This is a genomic window from Rhizobium sp. BE258 (assembly GCF_031457345.1).
GTDB lineage: Bacteria > Pseudomonadota > Alphaproteobacteria > Rhizobiales > Rhizobiaceae > Rhizobium.
Map to the genome: position 1 here is coordinate 271675 of NZ_JAVDWL010000007.1, position 16695 is coordinate 288369.

Here is a 16695-nt window from a genome sequence, read left to right on the forward strand (position 1 = left end):
CGGGCATGCCCGGGCCATCAGGCCCGGTTTTGTTATTTCGAAGGGACGTCGATGCATAAGGCCCGAAGCATCCTCATATGGGCGGTTGTCTCGCTCTGCGTGATCGCATTGATCACTCTGCCGGTGAATCTGCAGACGCAGCTCATCGCCAGCATCACCGTGGTCACCATCATGGCGATCATCAAGGTGATGAAGGGGGAGGGGACCTGGCGGCTGATCGCGCTCGCCTTCGGTACCTCAATCGTTCTGCGTTATGTCTATTGGCGCACGACGAACACCCTGCCGCCAGTCAATCAGCTCGAAAACTTCATTCCCGGCCTGCTTCTCTATCTGGCCGAAATGTATTCGGTCGCAATGCTGGCGCTCAGCCTCTTCATCGTCGCCACCCCGCTGCCGCCGCGCCCGTCGCGCGCTGCCCGCAATGACCGCCACCCGCATGTCGATGTCTTCGTGCCGTCCTATAACGAGGACGCGCATCTGCTGGCCAACACGCTGGCGGCCGCCAAGGCTATGGACTATCCGGCCGACAAGCTGCATGTCTGGCTGCTCGACGACGGCGGTACGCTGCAGAAGCGCAATTCCAACAAGCTGGTCGAAGCCCAGGCCGCCGCCGCGCGGCACAATGAGTTGAAGCAGCTCTGCGAAGATCTCGACGTCAAATACCTGACCCGCGAGCGCAACGAGCATGCCAAGGCCGGCAATCTCAACAACGGCATGAAGCACTCGACCGGCGAACTGATCGCCGTCTTCGACGCCGACCACGCCCCGGCGCGCGACTTCCTGCTGGAAACGGTCGGCTATTTCGACGACGACCCGAAGCTCTTCCTGGTCCAGACGCCGCACTTCTTCATCAATCCGGATCCGCTCGAGCGCAACCTGCGCACCTTCGACAATATGCCGAGCGAGAACGAGATGTTCTACGGCATCATCCAGCGCGGCCTCGACAAGTGGAATGCCGCCTTCTTCTGCGGCTCGGCTGCGGTTCTCAGCCGCCGGGCGCTGGAAAGCCAGGGTGGCTTCTCCGGTATCAGCATCACCGAGGACTGCGAAACGGCGCTGGCGCTGCACGGTACCGGCTGGAACTCGATCTATGTCGACAAGCCGCTGATCGCCGGCCTGCAGCCTGCCACCTTCGCCAGCTTCATCGGCCAGCGCAGCCGCTGGGCACAGGGCATGATGCAGATCCTGCGCTTCCGCTTCCCGCTCCTGAAGCGCGGCCTAACGATCCCGCAGCGCCTCTGCTACATGTCCTCGACGCTGTTCTGGCTCTTCCCGTTCCCGCGCACGATCTTTCTCTTCGCGCCGCTCTTTTACCTGTTCTTCGATCTCGAAATCTTCACCGCTTCGGGCGGCGAGTTCCTGGCCTATACGCTGGCCTACATGCTCGTGAACCTGATGATGCAGAACTATCTCTATGGTTCGTTCCGCTGGCCATGGATTTCCGAGCTCTATGAATATGTGCAAACCGTGCACCTGCTGCCCGCCGTCGTCTCGGTGATGCTCAATCCACGCAAGCCGACCTTCAAGGTGACGGCAAAGGACGAATCGATCGCCGTCAGCCGACTGTCGGAAATCAGCCGTCCGTTCTTCGTGATTTTCGCGGTGCAGATCATCGCGTTGATTATCACCATCTACCGCATCTATGCCGAGCCCTATAAGGCCGACGTGACGCTCGTCGTCGGCGGCTGGAACATCATCAACCTGATCATGGCCGGCTGTGCGCTGGGTGTGGTCTCCGAGCGTGGCGAGCGTTCCTCGTCGCGGCGCGTGCGCGTCAACCGGCGCTGCGAACTCGGCGTCAACGGCAAATGGTACACCGCCTCGATCGAGGACGTTTCGGTCCATGGCGCCCGCCTGCATGTGTTCAACAAGCAGCTCGACCTGATGGCGATCGGCGCTGAAGGCGAGATCCGCTTCCGTCCCTATAGCGGTGCCGATCTCGAAACCCTGCCGCTCATCGTCCGCAACATCGAGCCCTCAGGCGATATCACCGCGGTCGGCTGCCAATATATTCCAAAGAGCGCGCTCGATCACCGGCTGATCGCCGACCTGATGTTTGCCAATTCCGATCAGTGGACGCAGTTCCAGCAGGGCCGCCGCCGCAATCCGGGGCTGATCCGCGGCACCATCTGGTTCCTCGGCCTGTCGCTCTATCAGACGAGCCGTGGCCTGGTTTACTTCTTCCGCAGCATGCGGCCGGAGCGCGAACAGGCGCAGCAGCAGCAACAGACGGCAAAGGCGAACAGCTGATGAAGAAGCTTGCCGCTGCCTCCGCTCTGCTTCTCAGCGCCTCGGCGATCGCTTATGCGCAGACGGCCCAGGCGCCTGCGCCTTTCGACATGTCCGGTGAACGCCCGACGGGGCTGCAGCCAATGGTGCCGCGGCTGACGCTTCCCGCCCAGCAGCCAGCCGCCATTCCGCCACAGCCGGCACCCGTTCCTGCGGCCCCTGTCTCCGCTGCACCCATCCCGGCAGCACCCGCGCAAGCCGCGCCAACGGCCGCCGTTCCGGCAACGCCGCCGGTCTTTTCGCAACCGGCCGCAGCGCCGGCGCCGGTCCCGGCAGCGCCTGTTCCTGCCGTGCCGGTCAATGTCCAGCAGCCCGCGCCGCAGGCGCCCTCCGCCCAGCAAGCGGCAGCGCCGGATGCGGCCTCGGCTGCGCGTGCCGCCGGAAATGTCGTGCGTTACGTCGTACCGGCAGCAAAGTTCGGCCTTGAAGGCGAGTACGACCGCAAGTCCTGGACCGTCTATCTGACGCCGGAGCAGGCGGCTGCACCGGCAAAGTTCAATTTCGCCTATCAGAACTCGATCGTCGTCGCCCCCGAGGCCTCGCAGCTGACGGTGCTGATCAACAACCGGCCGGTCGGCCAGCAGCAGGTCGGCTCGCCCGACAGCCAGTCCTCCGTAAGTTTCGATGTGCCGCGCGGGCTGCTGCAGCCAGGCGCCAATCTCCTGACATTCGAGACCAATCAGCGCCACCGCACCGATTGCAGCATCCAGTCGACCTATGAGCTCTGGTCGAACATCGATCCGTCGCAGACCTATTTCAGCTTCGCCGGACAGGATGCCGCCAAACTTTCGAGCACCGACGCGATCCGCGCGATCGGCGTCGATGGTGCCGGGAAGACCGAATTCGACCTGCTGGTCCCGGCGCTCGAACAGCCAGGCACCACCAAGCCGCTGCTGCGGCTGACCCAGGGCCTCTCTGTGCTGAGCGGAATGCCGAACCAGACCTTCTCGTTCAGCACCGACCGGGTGCCTGCAGGTGGGGCCGGAAAGCTCAGTGTTCTGGTTGGAACACCGGCCGAGCTTGCGCCTTACTTCCCGGCACTGCCTCCAGCCGTTCAGGCTGCCCCGCTTGCCACCTTCGCCACCGATCCGCGGACCGGTGCGACGGTGCTGGTTATCAGCGGTCCGTCCTGGCCGGCAATCTCGGCGGCGATCGATACGATCGTGTCGCCGACCGACCGTTCGCCGGCCGTTCGCCGCGACGTGCTGACGACGCAGCGCTGGACGGCGCCCGATGCGCCGCTGCTCTTCGAGGATACCCGCCTCAGCTTCCAGCAGCTCGGCGTCAAGACCACCGAATTCTCCGGCCGCCGGTTCAGGACCGATTTCAACGTCGCCGTTCCCGCCGATTTCTACGCCAATGCCTATGGCGAGGCGACGGTGCTGCTCGATGCCGCCTATACCGAGAATGTGCTGCCCGGCAGCCATATCGATATCTATGTGAACGGCAACATTGCCTCGACCGTGCCAATCACCTCGACCGGCGGCGGCATCCTGCGCCATCTGCCGATCCGCGTGACCATGCGGCACTTCAAGCCGGGCCTGAACGAACTGGCGCTTGAGGCGATCCTGCAGACCAAGGACGATGCCGCCTGCGTGCCGGGCTCGACGGCCGCCAGCACGCCGCGTTTCGCCCTGTTCGATACCACCGAATTCCACATGCCGGATTTCGCCCGCGTCGGCCAGCGGCCCAATCTCGCGGCAATGGCTGGCACCGCCTATCCCTACGGACGGCTGACCGGACCGATGCCGCTGTTCATCGACCGCGCCGATGCCGATACCCTGTCGGCGACCGCCACGCTGCTTGGCCAGATGGCAAGCGTCGCCGGTCACCCGATCGATATCGAGACCTCGGCATCGCCAAGCACGATCGGCGATCGCGACGCGATCTTCATCGGCTCGATCTCGCAGCTTCCGGCGACGGCGCTGTCACAGGTCAACGTGGCGACCGCCAGCCAGGCCTCATGGCGCCCGGTGCCCGACACCCAGGCGGCGCAGACGGATACCAATGCAGCCTTCGACGAGTGGCGCTCGAAAGTCAGCGGTGGCGCCTGGAGCGGCCAGGTGACGGCTTTCCAGGAGTGGATGCGCCGCAACTTCGATATCTCGCTGAGCTCGCTGCAGTTCGTGCCCGGCGCGGAAGAAGTCTTCGCGCCGTCGAACGTCGCGACCATGATGGTCGCCCAGGGGGCAAGCCCCGAAGGCGGTGGCACCTGGACGCTGGTCACCGCGCCATCCGCCAAGGATCTGCGCGAAGGCGCCGAAGCGCTGACCTCGCAGGCAAACTGGCCGCAAATCTCCGGCCACATCACCACCTATTCGTCGAAGACCGGCAAGGTCGAAAGCGTGCCGGTGACGCGCTTCGATTTCGTTCCCTCGCAGACCGGTACGATTGCCAACTACCGGCTGATTGCTGCCAACTGGCTGTCGACCAACATCCTGTCCTACGCCTTCCTCCTCGTCGTCCTGTCGATCCTGATTGGCGTTACGACATCGAGCATGCTCGGTCGGCTGGGGCGCGGAAAATGAGGGCGCTCGCGGCACGGCTGATGGCAGGCGCCGTCGCGCTCACCGTGCTGTGGCGGCCGGTGGCCGCTCAGCAGGTGCTCGTCGCCCCGCAGGCCTGGGCCGCCTACAAGACGCAGTTCGTCGATCAGACCGGCCGCGTCATCGATAACGGCAACGGCAATATCAGCCATAGCGAAGGGCAGGGTTACGGGCTGCTGCTTTCCTATCTGGCGAACAGCCCATCCGATTTCGAGCAGATCTGGTATTTCACTCGCACCGAGCTGCTGCTGCGCAATGACGGGCTGGCGGTGTGGAAATGGGATCCGGCCTCCAAGCCGCATGTCACCGACACCAACAACGCTTCCGACGGCGATCTCTTGATCGCCTATGCCCTGGCACTGGCAGGCACGGCCTGGAACAAGCCTGATTATATCGAGGCTGCCGCCAAGATGGCGCATTCGCTGCTGACAGAGGCAGTCGTGCAATCGGGCGGGCGAACGCTGCTGATGCCGGGTGTCGAAGGCTTCATGCCGCCGGGCCGCAAGGACGGCCCGGTCATCAATCCGTCCTACTGGATCTATGAGGCCCTGCCGGTGATGGCGCTGCTGGCACCATCCGATCAGTGGCAGAAACTGACGGATGACGGGCTGGCCTTGCTGCGCTCCATGCAGTTCGGCCCGCGCAAGCTGCCTGCCGAATGGGTGAGCCTGGCGCGCATGCCGGCCCCGGCCGAAGGTTTCGATGCCGAGTTTGCCTATAACTCGGTTCGCATCCCGCTTTATCTCGCCCGCGCCGGCATTGCCGACAAGGCGCTGCTCTCCCGGCTGCAGGAGGGGATGACGGTAGACGGTGCTCCGGCCACCATCGATCTAACGACAGGTAAACCGAAAGCCGCGCTTTCCGATGCCGGTTATCGAATTGTTAACGATGTTGTGGCCTGTGTAGTGAATGGCAAAAGGCTGCCAGAATCAGCCTTGCAGTTCTCGCCAGCGCTCTACTATCCGTCCACCCTCCAGCTGCTCGGGCTGGCCTTTGTCGGGGAGAAACATCCGGAGTGTCTGTGAAGTCCTCTCTTGTTGCAATTTCCGCCGCGGTCGTGGTGGCTGGTGTCATCACCGGCCTGAAAGACCGTGCGGCGCTTCAGCAACGTTTCGGGATGGGCGAAGAGGAGAAGGCTCCGAACCTGATGCTGATGGAGCGGATCAAGGGGCCGGATGCGCCGGCCGATCCGAAGATCGACGTCCAGGCAATCACCGATCGTCTGCAGGCCGCAGCACCCGTCCTCACGGCGCAGGCGCAGGCGCCAGCCCCCGTTATCGCGACACCGCAGCCTCAGACGCCCGCCAGCGCAGCGATGTCGCCGGTCGAGACCGCCCAGCAGACGCCGCCGCAGCCCGTGCAGCAGCCGCAGACATCCGCAACGCAATCGCAGGCGCAGCCGAAGGTCGATGAGAGCGCGCTGCGCTATTTCGCCAGCCGAGGCGACAAGGTGCGTCTGCAGGCCGAAATCTCGCGTCTCCAGGCGCTCTATCCGAACTGGACGCCACCTGCCGATCCGCTCGCCGTTCCGCAAAGCGGCGACAGGCAGCTCGAAACCATGTGGCAGCTCTATTCCGAAGGCCGCTACGCGGAGCTTCGCAAGGCGATCGCCGACCGGCAGACGGCCGAGGCAGCCTGGCAACCGCCCGCAGACCTGCTCGACCGCCTCGACGTTGCCGAAGCGCGGGCTCGCCTGGTCAATGCCTCCGATCTCAAGCAATACGCGACGGTCATCGATATCGGCTCGGCGACTCCGAGCCTGCTGACCTGCAGCGATATTGACGTTCTCTGGCGCGTTGCCGAAGCCTTCGTCAGCAGCGACCGCCAGCAGCGCGGCGTCGATGCCTATAGCTACATCCTGAAGAACTGCACCAATGCGCAGGAGCGCCTGGCGACGATCCAGAAGGCGGCGTCCGTTCTGCCTTACCAGCCGATGCAGTCGCTGCTCGCGCTCGAGCAGCCTGCCGTCAGCGGCGCCCGCGAATTCGATGCCATCCGTGATGATCTGGCCCGCCGTTTCCTCGCCGAAGGCAATGCCGACGACAAGCTGATGGTGGCGCCCGATTATATCTCCCGGGTCGAGCGGCTTGCGGAAGCGCAGGGCCAGCCGGCCGATGCGCTGTTGCTCGGCTGGTACCAGCTGCGCCGCCAGAATGCCGAGGACGCCGAGAAGTGGTTCCGCGCTGCCCGCACCAAGGAAGACAGCGCATCCGCGTCCGAAGGTCTGGCGCTGGCCCTCATCGACAGAAAGGCGCCGCAGGAAGCCGAAGACGTCATGTATAAATGGCGTACGGACTCCAAGGACGCCATGGACACCTATCTGGCCGCGACCGCCAACGTCATGGCGCTGCAGCCGCCCGCCAATCTCAGCGAGGATGTGCTGGGCCGCATGGCCGCCGAAATCATCGCCCAGAAATATGTCCCGACCGCCCAGCAGTTCGGCTGGTATGCGCGCTCGCTGAACCAGCCACAGACAGCTGCCCGCTGGTTCGAGACGGCGCTGCGCTGGAAGCCGGATGACGAGCCGTCTGCCTACGGCCTGGCGATCACCCGCGAGCAGCTGAACGACCGCAAAGGCGTTGCCGAAGTGCAGCGTCTCTGGGCCGGCCATTCGCAGCGTATCGCAACGCTCGACGATACCTCGTCGCTGACGCCGAACACATCGCAGCCGCTTCCGGGTCCTGGCCAGGCACCGCAGACCGGCACTCCTGCCGCAATGGCACCCGTTCAGCAACAGGTAGCACAGCCGATGCAGCAACAGATGCAGCCGGTGCAGGCACAGCCGCAACAATACCAGCAGTATCAGCCGGTTCAGCAATACCAGCAGCAGCCCGTTCAACAGCAGCAGCAGGCTGCACTTCGCCCGCGCCCGCGCGCCCCGGTGGCCGATTATGCCGAGCCGCAGCTGCAGACGCGCAATGTCGAACGCGGCGGCCGCCAGCCGCGCGGCTGCTCCACGACCGTTGACGCCGATATGCTGAACCCGGGCGATGCGCTGAACCGTGGCTGGTGCCTGATGGACCTCAACCGCCCGATGGAGGCGATCGGCGCCTTCGAGACAGCGCTGAAGAGCCCGGTTCGCCAGAACCGCGAAGATGCCGCCTACGGCCAGAGCCTTGCCTATCTGCGCGCCGGCCTTTCCAACAACGCTGCCGTAGCCGCAACCCGCGCACCGCAGAACCGCCAGCGCGCCGCCGAGCTCCAGGTCGCCATCCTCGCCGACCGGGCGCTTTCGGCCTATGGCGCCAAGCGCTACCGCGAGACGCTGATCTTCCTCGACCAGCGCGCCCAGCTGAAGCAGGAAACCATCGACCTGATGGTGCTGCGCGGCTACTGCTACCTGAACCTCAAGATGTATGGCGACGCCACGCGCGTCTTCGAGGCGGCTGCTTCGACCGGCAGCAAGGATGCCAATCGCGGCCTGGCCGATGTCCGTAACGCAACGCACCCCGATACCGTTTACTGACCTTGGCAATCGCGCCTGCCGCGGATAGACAGGTTCCGCAAGAGGGACTCGCGCGATGAGAACATCCAAGGTCATCCATGTCGTTACCTGCCATGCCGAAGGCGAGGTGGGGGATGTGATCGTCGGTGGCGTCGCGCCACCGCCCGGCGAGACCGTCTGGGATCAGTCCCGCTTCATCGCCAGCGACCAGACGCTGCGCAACTTCGTGCTCAACGAGCCGCGCGGCGGCGTCTTCCGCCATGTGAATCTGCTGGTGCCGCCGAAGAACCCGAAGGCGCAGATGGGCTGGATCATCATGGAACCGGCCGATACGCCGCCGATGTCCGGCTCGAATTCCATCTGCGTCTCCACCGTCCTTCTCGATACTGGCATCATCCCGATGCAGGAACCGGAGACGAAGATGATCCTCGAGCCGCCCGCCGGTCTTATCGAGGTCACGGCCACCTGCCGCAACGGCAAGGCCGAGCGCATCAGTGTCAAGAACGTCGCCTCCTTCGCCGACAAGCTGGATGCGAAGCTTGAGGTCGAGGGCCTCGGCACGCTCACCGTCGATACTGCCTATGGCGGCGACAGCTTCGTCATCGTCGACGCCCATGCGCTGGGTTTTGCGATCGCCCCGCACGAGGCCCGCGATCTCGCCGAACTCGGCATGAAGATCACCAAGGCGGCCAATGAGCAGCTGGGTTTCGTCCACTCGGTCAACAGTGGCTGGGACCACATCTCCTTCTGCCAGTTCGCGGCTCCCGTTGTTGTCGAGAACGGCATCCTGACCGGCGCCAACGCTGTTGCCATCCGCCCCGGCAAGATCGACCGTTCGCCGACCGGCACCGGCTGCTCGGCCCGCATGGCGGTTCTCCATGCCAAGGGTCAGATGAAAGTCGGAGACAAATTCACCGGCCGCTCGATCATCGGCTCCGAGTTCCATTGCTCGATCGATTCCGAAGCCGATATCGGCGGTAAGCCCGGCATTGTGCCGATCATCTCCGGCCGCGCCTGGGTGACCGGAACGCAGCAGCTGATGCTCGACCCCTCCGATCCATATCCGTCCGGCTACCGCCTGTCCGATACCTGGCCGATGGAAAAGCAAAGCGGCTGAACCGCGCCAAGGCCCGCCACTCATTTCAGCAGACAAGGAATACGCAGTGCCCAATTCCAATATCTTCGGCAAAGACTATGACGCCTTCCTGTTCGACATGGACGGCACGCTGGTGAATTCGATCGCCGTCGTCGAGCGCGTCTGGGGCGACTGGGCAAAGCGCCACGGCCTGGAACCTGAGGTCTTCATGAAGACGGTGCACGGCGTGCGCGCCTCCGATACGGTCCGCAATCTCGGCCTGCCGGGCGTCGATCCGTTCCACGAGGCCAAGCTGCTGCTGGATGCCGAGATGGAGGATGTCGAAGGCATCATCGAAATCCCCGGCGCCATCGATTTCGTCAAGAGCCTTCCCGAGGACCGCTGGGCGATCGTGACGTCCGCCCCTGCCGAGCTCGCCTACAAGCGCCTGAAGGCGGCCGGCATTCCGCTGCCGAAGGTGATGGTCACCGGCGAAGAAGTCTCGGCCGGCAAGCCGAGCCCGGAATGCTATATCCTCGGCGCCAAGCGCCTCGGCGTCGATCCGGCCCGCTGCCTCGTGTTCGAAGATGCCGTCGCAGGGATCCTCGCAGGCGAGGCGGCCGGTGCCGATGTCGTGGTCATCACCACCACCCACGCAACGCCGTTCGAAACACCGCACGCCGAAACCGATAGCTACGTGGATTACCGCGCCGAAGCCAAGCCCGGCGCACTCGTCCTCTCGACGGCAAAATAAGGTCGCGGCTTTTTGCAGCTGGAGATCCTTTTTCCACTTGCATTCAAGCCGTCGAAAAACTAAACGATGCAAGCCGTTTAGGCAGGTCGGGGCGTAGCGCAGCCCGGTAGCGCACTTGACTGGGGGTCAAGGGGTCGCAGGTTCAAGTCCTGTCGCCCCGACCATTTAAATCCTTGATCATCAAGGGTTTTCGTTCTCTCCCCCAAGGGTCTCTATGACCTAGAGGAGAACGGAACGCGACGGAAGTTCCGCCAGTTTCCCACCAGACTGCTTCTGCGGACCAGTCGCAGTGCAGTTCGTCCACGCCAACCCCACCAAATTTGGCCGTGGCGAATTGTGAATAGTCCTCGCCTTTTCTCCGCTGCGGGCCGTATTCTTTCACCCATGCGCCATAGCGGCGCGCTGGGGGCGGCCATGACCGATCGCAGATTTGATGACAGTCCGCGCGGGCAGCTTGCCGAGGCGTTTCAGGCCTTGTCCGAGGCGGCGGTGCGCGCGGGTTGGGGTGACGGCGATGTTGCGCGCGCGCTGTGCGAGCTTGCCGAGGAATATCTGATCGAGATCAGCGGCAAGGCGATCACCGATGGCGCCCTGCATCCGCGTCTGGCGGACGTGATCCCGATCCGCAAACACTAAAGCGTGATCGGCACTATTCCAGCAGTCCTGCCGAGCGAACGGCGGTGATGAAGGACAGCCGCGCCTTTCCGGCGCTGATCAACCCATCGAGCGCATCGAGGCAATGCTGCATGGCGATGCGGTATTCGCGGCCGCGCTTGCCCGGCCAGCGCTTCAGGAATTCGACAGCCTCCCAGGCGGTGGAAATGATAAGGTCTGCGGTCGCGGATTTGACGCGGACGGGGGAGGGGAAATTTCTCTGACTCATGACACGATCTTCGATACTGAACGGAACCTGCCAGCAAACGCCCGCCCGCTGGCTTTGTTCCCGATAAATTTCCGGCAGTTGCAAAGCGTGAGATCGGCGCGCATAGTGAGCGCGTTCCCGATCCATTCGTGCCGTTGCGGATGTCCCGCATCAAGCCTTCATGAAGTGCTGCTGCGATGCTCGCCACACCCATCCATCCGCGCGACCTGCCGTTGTTTTCGGCGGATCTCGAGGTGATCTCGAATGTTCTGGATGAAGTCTGCGAAGATCGCGGCGTTGGCCGCCGGACGCAGGAAGCAGAGCGCCTTGGCGCCGTTATGATCCAGCTCTACCGTCAGGGCGTCAGGGACGGCGCAAAGCTCGCCGCCCTGACCAAGGCCTACCTCTGACGATTACTTCTGCTCGACGGAAATGCCGTTCTGGCCGATGCTGAGCTCGACGCCTTCAGGCTTGCGTTCTTCGTGGAAGATATAGGCCCCCAGGCCGACGACGACGACCAGCAAGGCGCCGATGACGAAATAAAGTCCATTGCTACGATTCAAGATGTTTTCCCTCAACGCGTTGATTGCGCGGCGGAAAACGCATGAGAACCGGTTTGGTTCCGTCTCAGTCGTCGTTGGTGGCGTTAAGCTCTTCTGGCCTCAGCCCGTCATCGCCGTTCGGGCGCGCTTTCAGCCGCACGCCGGGGCCGCCTTCGTCGTGATTGCCGCTGGCGATGAAGACGATGCCGGCAGCCTCAAGCGCATGCTTGGCGGCGAGAAACGCCTGCGGTTCTCCCGTGCCGGTGCCATGTTCGAGGGCGGAGACCGTCTGCGTCGAGAGCCCGGCGGCATCGGCCAGTTCCTCGATACTCATGCCGGTCATGGCGCGGGCGCCGCGTATCTGTGTTCCTGTGATCATCAGAGGAATTGTAGCGCGGATGGCGCGCTTCTCAAGTGGCGCGGGCCACGGTATCGCCAGACAATTCACGCTGGTAGCGGTGCTCCAGAGCTGAACATCCCCAGACGATCCCGAACAGCAGATAGACGTGGCGCCAGTGGTCGATGTCGATGACGTTGCCGATCGTTGCGTGGCCGATGACGCAGATCCAGGCGATCATCAGGAACGGCTGCCAGGGGCGGTCCTTCAAGAGGTTCTTGAAGCCGAGATAGATGGTCCAGATCAGCATCGACACATAGGTGACGAAGCCGAGCCAGCCGTATGTTGTCAGGCATTTCAGCCAGATATTGTGCTCGTCTTCAGGAAAGATCGTGCCGAACACCATCGGGCCGATGCCGAACGGCCGTTCCATCATCATCTGGAAGCCGATCCGGTGGCGGTCGAAACGGCCGAGATATTCGCCGTCATATTGCTGGACGAGCTGCGCGCGGGTGCTGAAGAGATCGGCCACCTGCGGGATCTGCAAAGCGATCACCAAGGCGGCGACCATCAGGATGACGGCGGTCATCGACATCAGCAGGATCTTCAGGCGAAAGGCGCCGGTGCGCTCCTTCAGCAGCATCACGAAGATCAGGATGACGATCGTCAGCAGGAACAGGCCCCAGGCGGCGCGCGAAAAGGACAGGAAGACGCCGAGCGCCAGGATCAGCAGCGCGAAGGCGCGGATCGGTGAGCTCAAGAGGCTGCGCGTCAGCATGCCATGCACGAGATAGAGGGAAGGGGCGACAAGGAAGGGGCCGAAGACGTTCGGATCCTGGAAGGCGCCCTTGGCGCGGTCGTAGAGGGTGAACACCTCGGAGCCGGGAAAGGCGTGAAAATAGCCGAGAATGCCGAGCGCCGAGGTGATGACTGCGGCAAAGACCCAGGCGTTGAAGATCAGCACGAGGCGCTTGGCATTGTCCTCGATGATCGCCGCATAGAAGACCGAGGTCAACGCCAGAAAGGTGGAGACCGCCACATACATCGGGCCGCCGGTCATGTCCTTCATCTGCGTCAGCGACAGCATGCCGCCGACATTGAAGGTGAGGAGCAGGGCAAGCAGGATACCGCTGTAGCGCGAGATGCGAAGGCCGAGGATGAACCAGATGCCGGTCAGCCCGGCCATCCAGAGCTCATAGGGCGCCGGCTCGTCGATGACGAAGCCCGAGAGGAACACGCCGAAGGCAACCATCGCCGAGCCAATCAGCCGCAGCGTCACGCGTTGCGGGTCGGACACGCGCGCGTATGTCGCCTCGATCGCGCTCAATAGGCGTTTTCCGTGTTCAGCAGCCGGATCGGCGTCAGGAACAGGATCTTCAGATCGAACCAAAGCGACCAGTTCTCGATATAGTAGAGATCGTAGGCCGTGCGGAACTTGATCTTGTCGTCGTTATCGACTTCGCCGCGCCAGCCGTTGATCTGCGCCCAGCCGGTGACGCCGGGCTTGACGCGGTGGCGGGCGAAATAGCCTTCGACGACATCTCCGAAGGCGCGGTCGCGGGCCTGGGCGAGAACGGCGTGGGGGCGTGGGCCGACCAGCGACAGCTCGCCGCGAAGCACGTTGAACAGCTGCGGCAGTTCGTCGATCGACGATTTGCGGATGAAGCGGCCGACAGGGGTGACGCGCGGGTCGCCCTTGGTGACGGCGGCCTTGGCCGTCGGATCGCTCAGATGCGTGTACATCGAGCGGAACTTGAAGACGTTGATGATCTCGTTGTTGAAGCCGTGGCGCTTCTGCATGAAGAACACGGGCCCCTTCGACGTCAGCTTGATGGCGATCGCCGTGGCGACCATCACCGGCCAGAGCAAGAGCAGCGCTAGCGATGCGAAGAATAGGTCGAAGCCGCGCTTGGCTACCGAATCCCAGTCCTGGATCGGCTTCTTGAAGATATCGAGCATCGGCACGGTGCCGACATGCGAATAGGCGCGCGGGCGGAAGCGCAGGCGGTTGGCATGGGCGGCAAGGCGGATATCGACCGGGAGCACCCAGAGTTTCTTCAAGAGCTGCAGAATGCGCGCTTCGGCGCTGAGCGGCAGAGCGATGATCAGCATGTCGATGCGCGTCAGGCGGACGAATTCGACGAGCTCTGCGACGGTGCCGAGCTTCGGATAACCGGCGACCATGATCGGCGAGCGCTTTTCGCCGCGGTCGTCGAAGATGCCGCAGATGCGGATATCGTTGTCGGGTTGCAGCTCGAGCAGGCGGATCAGGTCTTTCGCCGGATCGCCGCCGCCCACGATCACGGCGCGCCGTTCCATGACGCCGTTGCGCGCCCAGTTGCGGATACCGTAGGCAACGAGGAATCGGGTACCGATGAGGAAGAGACCGGAAAGCGAGAACCAGGCCAGATGGATCTGGATCTGCGTCAGCGATACATCGCGCACCAGCGCGAAGATCAGCGCCGTGACGATGAAGGCTGCTCCCCAGGACAGGAAGATCCGCGGCAGCAGCCGGACGCGCGAGCGCAGCGCCGGGATCGAATAGGTATCGCTGATCTGCAGGCTGATGACCGCAAGAGCCGCTGCCACAAAGGACATGGCTACGCGTGCGCCAAAACTTTCGCTGCCGTCGCCCGGCCAGATCAGGAATGCCAGCAGGCCGATCAGGAATTGCGAGGCGAATTCGAACAGGCGGAACTGGCCGATGATGATCGAAGGCGAATGTGTGCCTTCGCGGAACTGCTCGGCGATCTGCAGCGCATAGGCGTTGATGGTCGCGGCCTCGTCCGGCTTTTCATCGCCGTCGCCACGCACATTGATGTCCGAAACCCGCTTTCGCAGCGTATCGACGTCGAACTGATCGTTCTTTTCTGCCTTGTTCATGAGGCTACCGCCGCTCGTTGATACGAACGGCTTAACACCAAGCCCCTAAGAAAGATTTACGAGATCTTATATATTTGCCGGCTGCGGCGTCATACCCACGAGCTCGTAGTATAGTTTCAGAACATCCTTGGCCATCACAGGTGCGGAGAAAACCGCCTTCACCGCGTCCGCCGACGGCATGGTCTGCCGCCCCCATCCGGGCTTGGCGATTGCTTCCGCCATCACCCGCGCCAGATCACCGGCGTCGCCTGGTGCCACCAGCGCGCTGCTATCCTTGCCGAGCACCTCAGGGATGCCGCCGACACGGCTGGCGATGACGGTCTTGCCGGCGCCGAGTGCCTCGAGAACGATATAGGGCATGGCCTCGGCGCGGGAGGGGACGACGACATTGTCGGACATGGTGAAGGCGTCCTGCACCCGCATCGCCGGCAGCATGCTGATACGTTTTCCGAGCCCGCGCTCGACCATCATGTCGCGGTATTTGTCGCGGTCAGGGCCATCGCCGATCATCAGCGCCGAGAGCGGCCGCCCGGCCAGACGCTCCGTCCTGGCAAAGGCATCCACAAAAAGATCGGGACCCTTAAGGTCCCTGAGCATGCCGATATAGATGAACTGGACGGCGTCGGATCGGGTCGGGATCACCTGGAAGTCGCGCTCCCCGATGCCGTTATAGATCAGTCGCGTCTTGGTCTTCGGCTTGCCGACCTTCTTCATGTAGGTGTCGCGCTCGTATTCGCAGATGAAGACGAGCGCGTCGGTCAGATATTCCTGCAGCCGCTCCATCTTGAGCACGAATTGCCCGAGGAGCGAGGTGCGGGAATAATGCAGGCTTCCGCCATGGGCGGTATAGAGGCGGGCTACGCGATACCTGTTCACCCGCAGGGCTGAGCCAACAAGCCGCGCGAGCACACCGCCTTTGGCGCCGTGTCCGTGCAGCACATCAGGCCGCAAACTTTTAATCGTCTTGTATGTATCCCAGATAACAGGGATATCCGAGATGCCGGGTGCGCGGCGGATCGGCACGCGCGTCAGCCCCAGCGAAAGATAGGGACGGATGTCGTCGAACAGCCGGTTCTCGTGCTCGCCGCCGGTCGAACTGTCGCAGAGAATGCCGACCTCGTGACCGGCTTTGCTGTGCTCCTCGACGAGATCGCGGACATGGCGAAAAATGCCACCGACCGGTGACCTGAAGCAGTGAATGATGCGGAGAGGCCGTTGTTCGTCTGCCATATGCGATCAGAACAGCCGTTCGCGGACGTAGATGGTGTCGCCGGCAATGATGGCGGACGAGATGTTGACGCGGCCGGTGATGACCTGGCCGTTGATCTTGCGTGTCACGTCTACGCTTGCCTGATTGGCGCGGGAGGAGAAGCCGCCGGCCACCGCAATGGCGTTCTGCACGGTCAGGCCTGGAACATAGGCATATTGGCCGGGCTGGCCGACTTCACCCATGACGTAGATAGAACGGTAGCGATCGACATCGATGGTGACGTCAGGATCGCGCAGATAACCCTGCTTGAGCTTGGCGGCAAGCTGGCCGGACAGCTGCTGCAGCGTGCGGCCGCGGGCAGGGACCTGACCGACGAGCGGGAAGGCGACATAGCCTGCCTGGTCGACGGTGTAGCTGTTGGTCATGCTCGGCTGATCGAAGACGGTGATCCGCAGCCGGTCGCCGCTATCCAGCGTATAGGGCTGGATCGTCGCCTGCTGGAAAGCCTTCGGCGCCGGCTTATAGGTGTTGCAGCCGCTCAGTACCGCGGTCATCGCGGCAAGGCTCAGGGCCAGAAACATCTTGGGCTTTGCGAAAGGCATTCGACTGTGCTCACAGGAAACGAACTTGGTCCCTGCCGTTATCAATCCGTTAGGGTTAATGCCCGGTAAAAATTTGCAGGATTTTTTGGAAGACGGCAGGTTTGGGCGCCTTACTTGCCCAGCCGGTAATTAACGCTTGGGTTACTATAG

Annotated in this window: 15 protein-coding genes and 1 tRNA gene; 9 read left to right on the plus strand and 7 right to left on the minus strand. The window is 63.1% G+C overall.

What is annotated here, in order from left to right; genetic code table 11:
* Window positions 1–51 precede the first annotated feature (51 nt).
* The 8 genes from bcsA (at window position 52) to J2X43_RS23985 (ending at window position 10745) form a co-directional block, all read left to right on the plus strand.
* Complete coding sequence (gene bcsA / locus J2X43_RS23950; RefSeq protein WP_112537473.1) at window positions 52–2250, plus strand: UDP-forming cellulose synthase catalytic subunit; 2199 nt, start codon at window positions 52–54, stop codon at window positions 2248–2250.
* Entirely contained in the window at window positions 2250–4817 is a 2568-nt protein-coding gene (locus J2X43_RS23955) for a cellulose biosynthesis cyclic di-GMP-binding regulatory protein BcsB (protein ID WP_310298303.1), read from the plus strand. The genes bcsA and J2X43_RS23955 overlap by 1 nt, the downstream gene beginning before the upstream one ends.
* Window positions 4814–5860 carry a glycosyl hydrolase family 8 gene (locus J2X43_RS23960; RefSeq protein ID WP_310298307.1) on the plus strand — a complete coding sequence of 349 codons (1047 nt, stop codon included), beginning with the start codon at window positions 4814–4816 and terminating at the stop codon, window positions 5858–5860. The genes J2X43_RS23955 and J2X43_RS23960 overlap by 4 nt, the downstream gene beginning before the upstream one ends.
* The gene (locus J2X43_RS23965) at window positions 5857–8301 is read left to right on the plus strand and encodes a cellulose synthase (RefSeq protein WP_310298312.1); all 2445 of its coding nucleotides are present in this window, start codon (window positions 5857–5859) and stop codon (window positions 8299–8301) included. Before J2X43_RS23960 ends, J2X43_RS23965 begins: the two co-directional genes overlap by 4 nt.
* 55 nt (window positions 8302–8356) lie before the next feature.
* A complete protein-coding gene (locus J2X43_RS23970) occupies window positions 8357–9397 on the plus strand; it encodes a trans-3-hydroxy-L-proline dehydratase (protein WP_310298315.1) in 1041 nt (346 codons plus the stop codon).
* A gap of 97 nt (window positions 9398–9494) precedes the next feature.
* Entirely contained in the window at window positions 9495–10109 is a 615-nt protein-coding gene (locus J2X43_RS23975; RefSeq protein ID WP_405049642.1) for an HAD family hydrolase, read from the plus strand.
* An 87-nt stretch (window positions 10110–10196) separates the two neighbouring features.
* Window positions 10197–10273 (plus strand) — tRNA-Pro (locus tag J2X43_RS23980).
* A 250-nt stretch (window positions 10274–10523) separates the two neighbouring features.
* Window positions 10524–10745 carry a hypothetical protein gene (locus tag J2X43_RS23985; RefSeq protein WP_112537460.1) on the plus strand — a complete coding sequence of 74 codons (222 nt, stop codon included), beginning with the start codon at window positions 10524–10526 and terminating at the stop codon, window positions 10743–10745.
* A 13-nt stretch (window positions 10746–10758) separates the two neighbouring features.
* Here J2X43_RS23985 and J2X43_RS23990 read toward each other — a convergent pair whose 3' ends face one another.
* Window positions 10759–10992 (minus strand): DUF982 domain-containing protein, encoded by a 234-nt coding sequence (locus J2X43_RS23990; protein WP_310298322.1) that lies wholly within the window; start codon window positions 10990–10992, stop codon window positions 10759–10761.
* A gap of 176 nt (window positions 10993–11168) precedes the next feature.
* Here J2X43_RS23990 and J2X43_RS23995 point away from each other — a divergent pair, with 176 nt between their 5' ends.
* Window positions 11169–11381 (plus strand): hypothetical protein, encoded by a 213-nt coding sequence (locus tag J2X43_RS23995; RefSeq protein WP_310298325.1) that lies wholly within the window; start codon window positions 11169–11171, stop codon window positions 11379–11381.
* 3 nt (window positions 11382–11384) lie between these two features.
* Here J2X43_RS23995 and J2X43_RS24000 read toward each other — a convergent pair whose 3' ends face one another.
* The 6 genes from J2X43_RS24000 to J2X43_RS24025 form a co-directional block, all read right to left on the minus strand.
* Window positions 11385–11534: a hypothetical protein gene (locus J2X43_RS24000; RefSeq protein ID WP_310298328.1), complete on the minus strand. Its 150-nt coding sequence runs from the start codon at window positions 11532–11534 to the stop codon at window positions 11385–11387.
* A gap of 64 nt (window positions 11535–11598) precedes the next feature.
* Window positions 11599–11892 (minus strand): helix-turn-helix transcriptional regulator, encoded by a 294-nt coding sequence (locus J2X43_RS24005; RefSeq protein ID WP_310298331.1) that lies wholly within the window; start codon window positions 11890–11892, stop codon window positions 11599–11601.
* Between the two features lie 31 nt (window positions 11893–11923).
* Window positions 11924–13177: an O-antigen ligase gene (locus tag J2X43_RS24010; protein WP_112516998.1), complete on the minus strand. Its 1254-nt coding sequence runs from the start codon at window positions 13175–13177 to the stop codon at window positions 11924–11926.
* Complete coding sequence (locus tag J2X43_RS24015; protein ID WP_112389628.1) at window positions 13174–14733, minus strand: undecaprenyl-phosphate glucose phosphotransferase; 1560 nt, start codon at window positions 14731–14733, stop codon at window positions 13174–13176. Before J2X43_RS24015 ends, J2X43_RS24010 begins: the two co-directional genes overlap by 4 nt.
* Before the next feature lie 66 nt (window positions 14734–14799).
* Entirely contained in the window at window positions 14800–15963 is a 1164-nt protein-coding gene (locus J2X43_RS24020) for a glycosyltransferase family 4 protein (protein ID WP_310298336.1), read from the minus strand.
* 6 nt (window positions 15964–15969) lie between these two features.
* Window positions 15970–16545 (minus strand): polysaccharide biosynthesis/export family protein, encoded by a 576-nt coding sequence (locus J2X43_RS24025; RefSeq protein WP_112389630.1) that lies wholly within the window; start codon window positions 16543–16545, stop codon window positions 15970–15972.
* Window positions 16546–16695: the final 150 nt, after the last annotated feature.

Coding starts and splice junctions, on each gene's coding strand:
- bcsA (WP_112537473.1), top strand. CDS start 52: ATGCATAAGGCCCGAAGCATCCTCATATGGGCGGTTGTCTCGCTCTGC.
- J2X43_RS23955 (WP_310298303.1), top strand. CDS start 2,250: ATGAAGAAGCTTGCCGCTGCCTCCGCTCTGCTTCTCAGCGCCTCGGCG.
- J2X43_RS23960 (WP_310298307.1), top strand. CDS start 4,814: ATGAGGGCGCTCGCGGCACGGCTGATGGCAGGCGCCGTCGCGCTCACC.
- J2X43_RS23970 (WP_310298315.1), top strand. CDS start 8,357: ATGAGAACATCCAAGGTCATCCATGTCGTTACCTGCCATGCCGAAGGC.
- J2X43_RS23975 (WP_405049642.1), top strand. CDS start 9,495: ATGGACGGCACGCTGGTGAATTCGATCGCCGTCGTCGAGCGCGTCTGG.
- J2X43_RS23985 (WP_112537460.1), top strand. CDS start 10,524: ATGACCGATCGCAGATTTGATGACAGTCCGCGCGGGCAGCTTGCCGAG.
- J2X43_RS23990 (WP_310298322.1), bottom strand. CDS start 10,992: ATGAGTCAGAGAAATTTCCCCTCCCCCGTCCGCGTCAAATCCGCGACC.
- J2X43_RS23995 (WP_310298325.1), top strand. CDS start 11,169: ATGCTCGCCACACCCATCCATCCGCGCGACCTGCCGTTGTTTTCGGCG.
- J2X43_RS24005 (WP_310298331.1), bottom strand. CDS start 11,892: ATGATCACAGGAACACAGATACGCGGCGCCCGCGCCATGACCGGCATG.
- J2X43_RS24015 (WP_112389628.1), bottom strand. CDS start 14,733: ATGAACAAGGCAGAAAAGAACGATCAGTTCGACGTCGATACGCTGCGA.
- J2X43_RS24020 (WP_310298336.1), bottom strand. CDS start 15,963: ATGGCAGACGAACAACGGCCTCTCCGCATCATTCACTGCTTCAGGTCA.
- J2X43_RS24025 (WP_112389630.1), bottom strand. CDS start 16,545: ATGCCTTTCGCAAAGCCCAAGATGTTTCTGGCCCTGAGCCTTGCCGCG.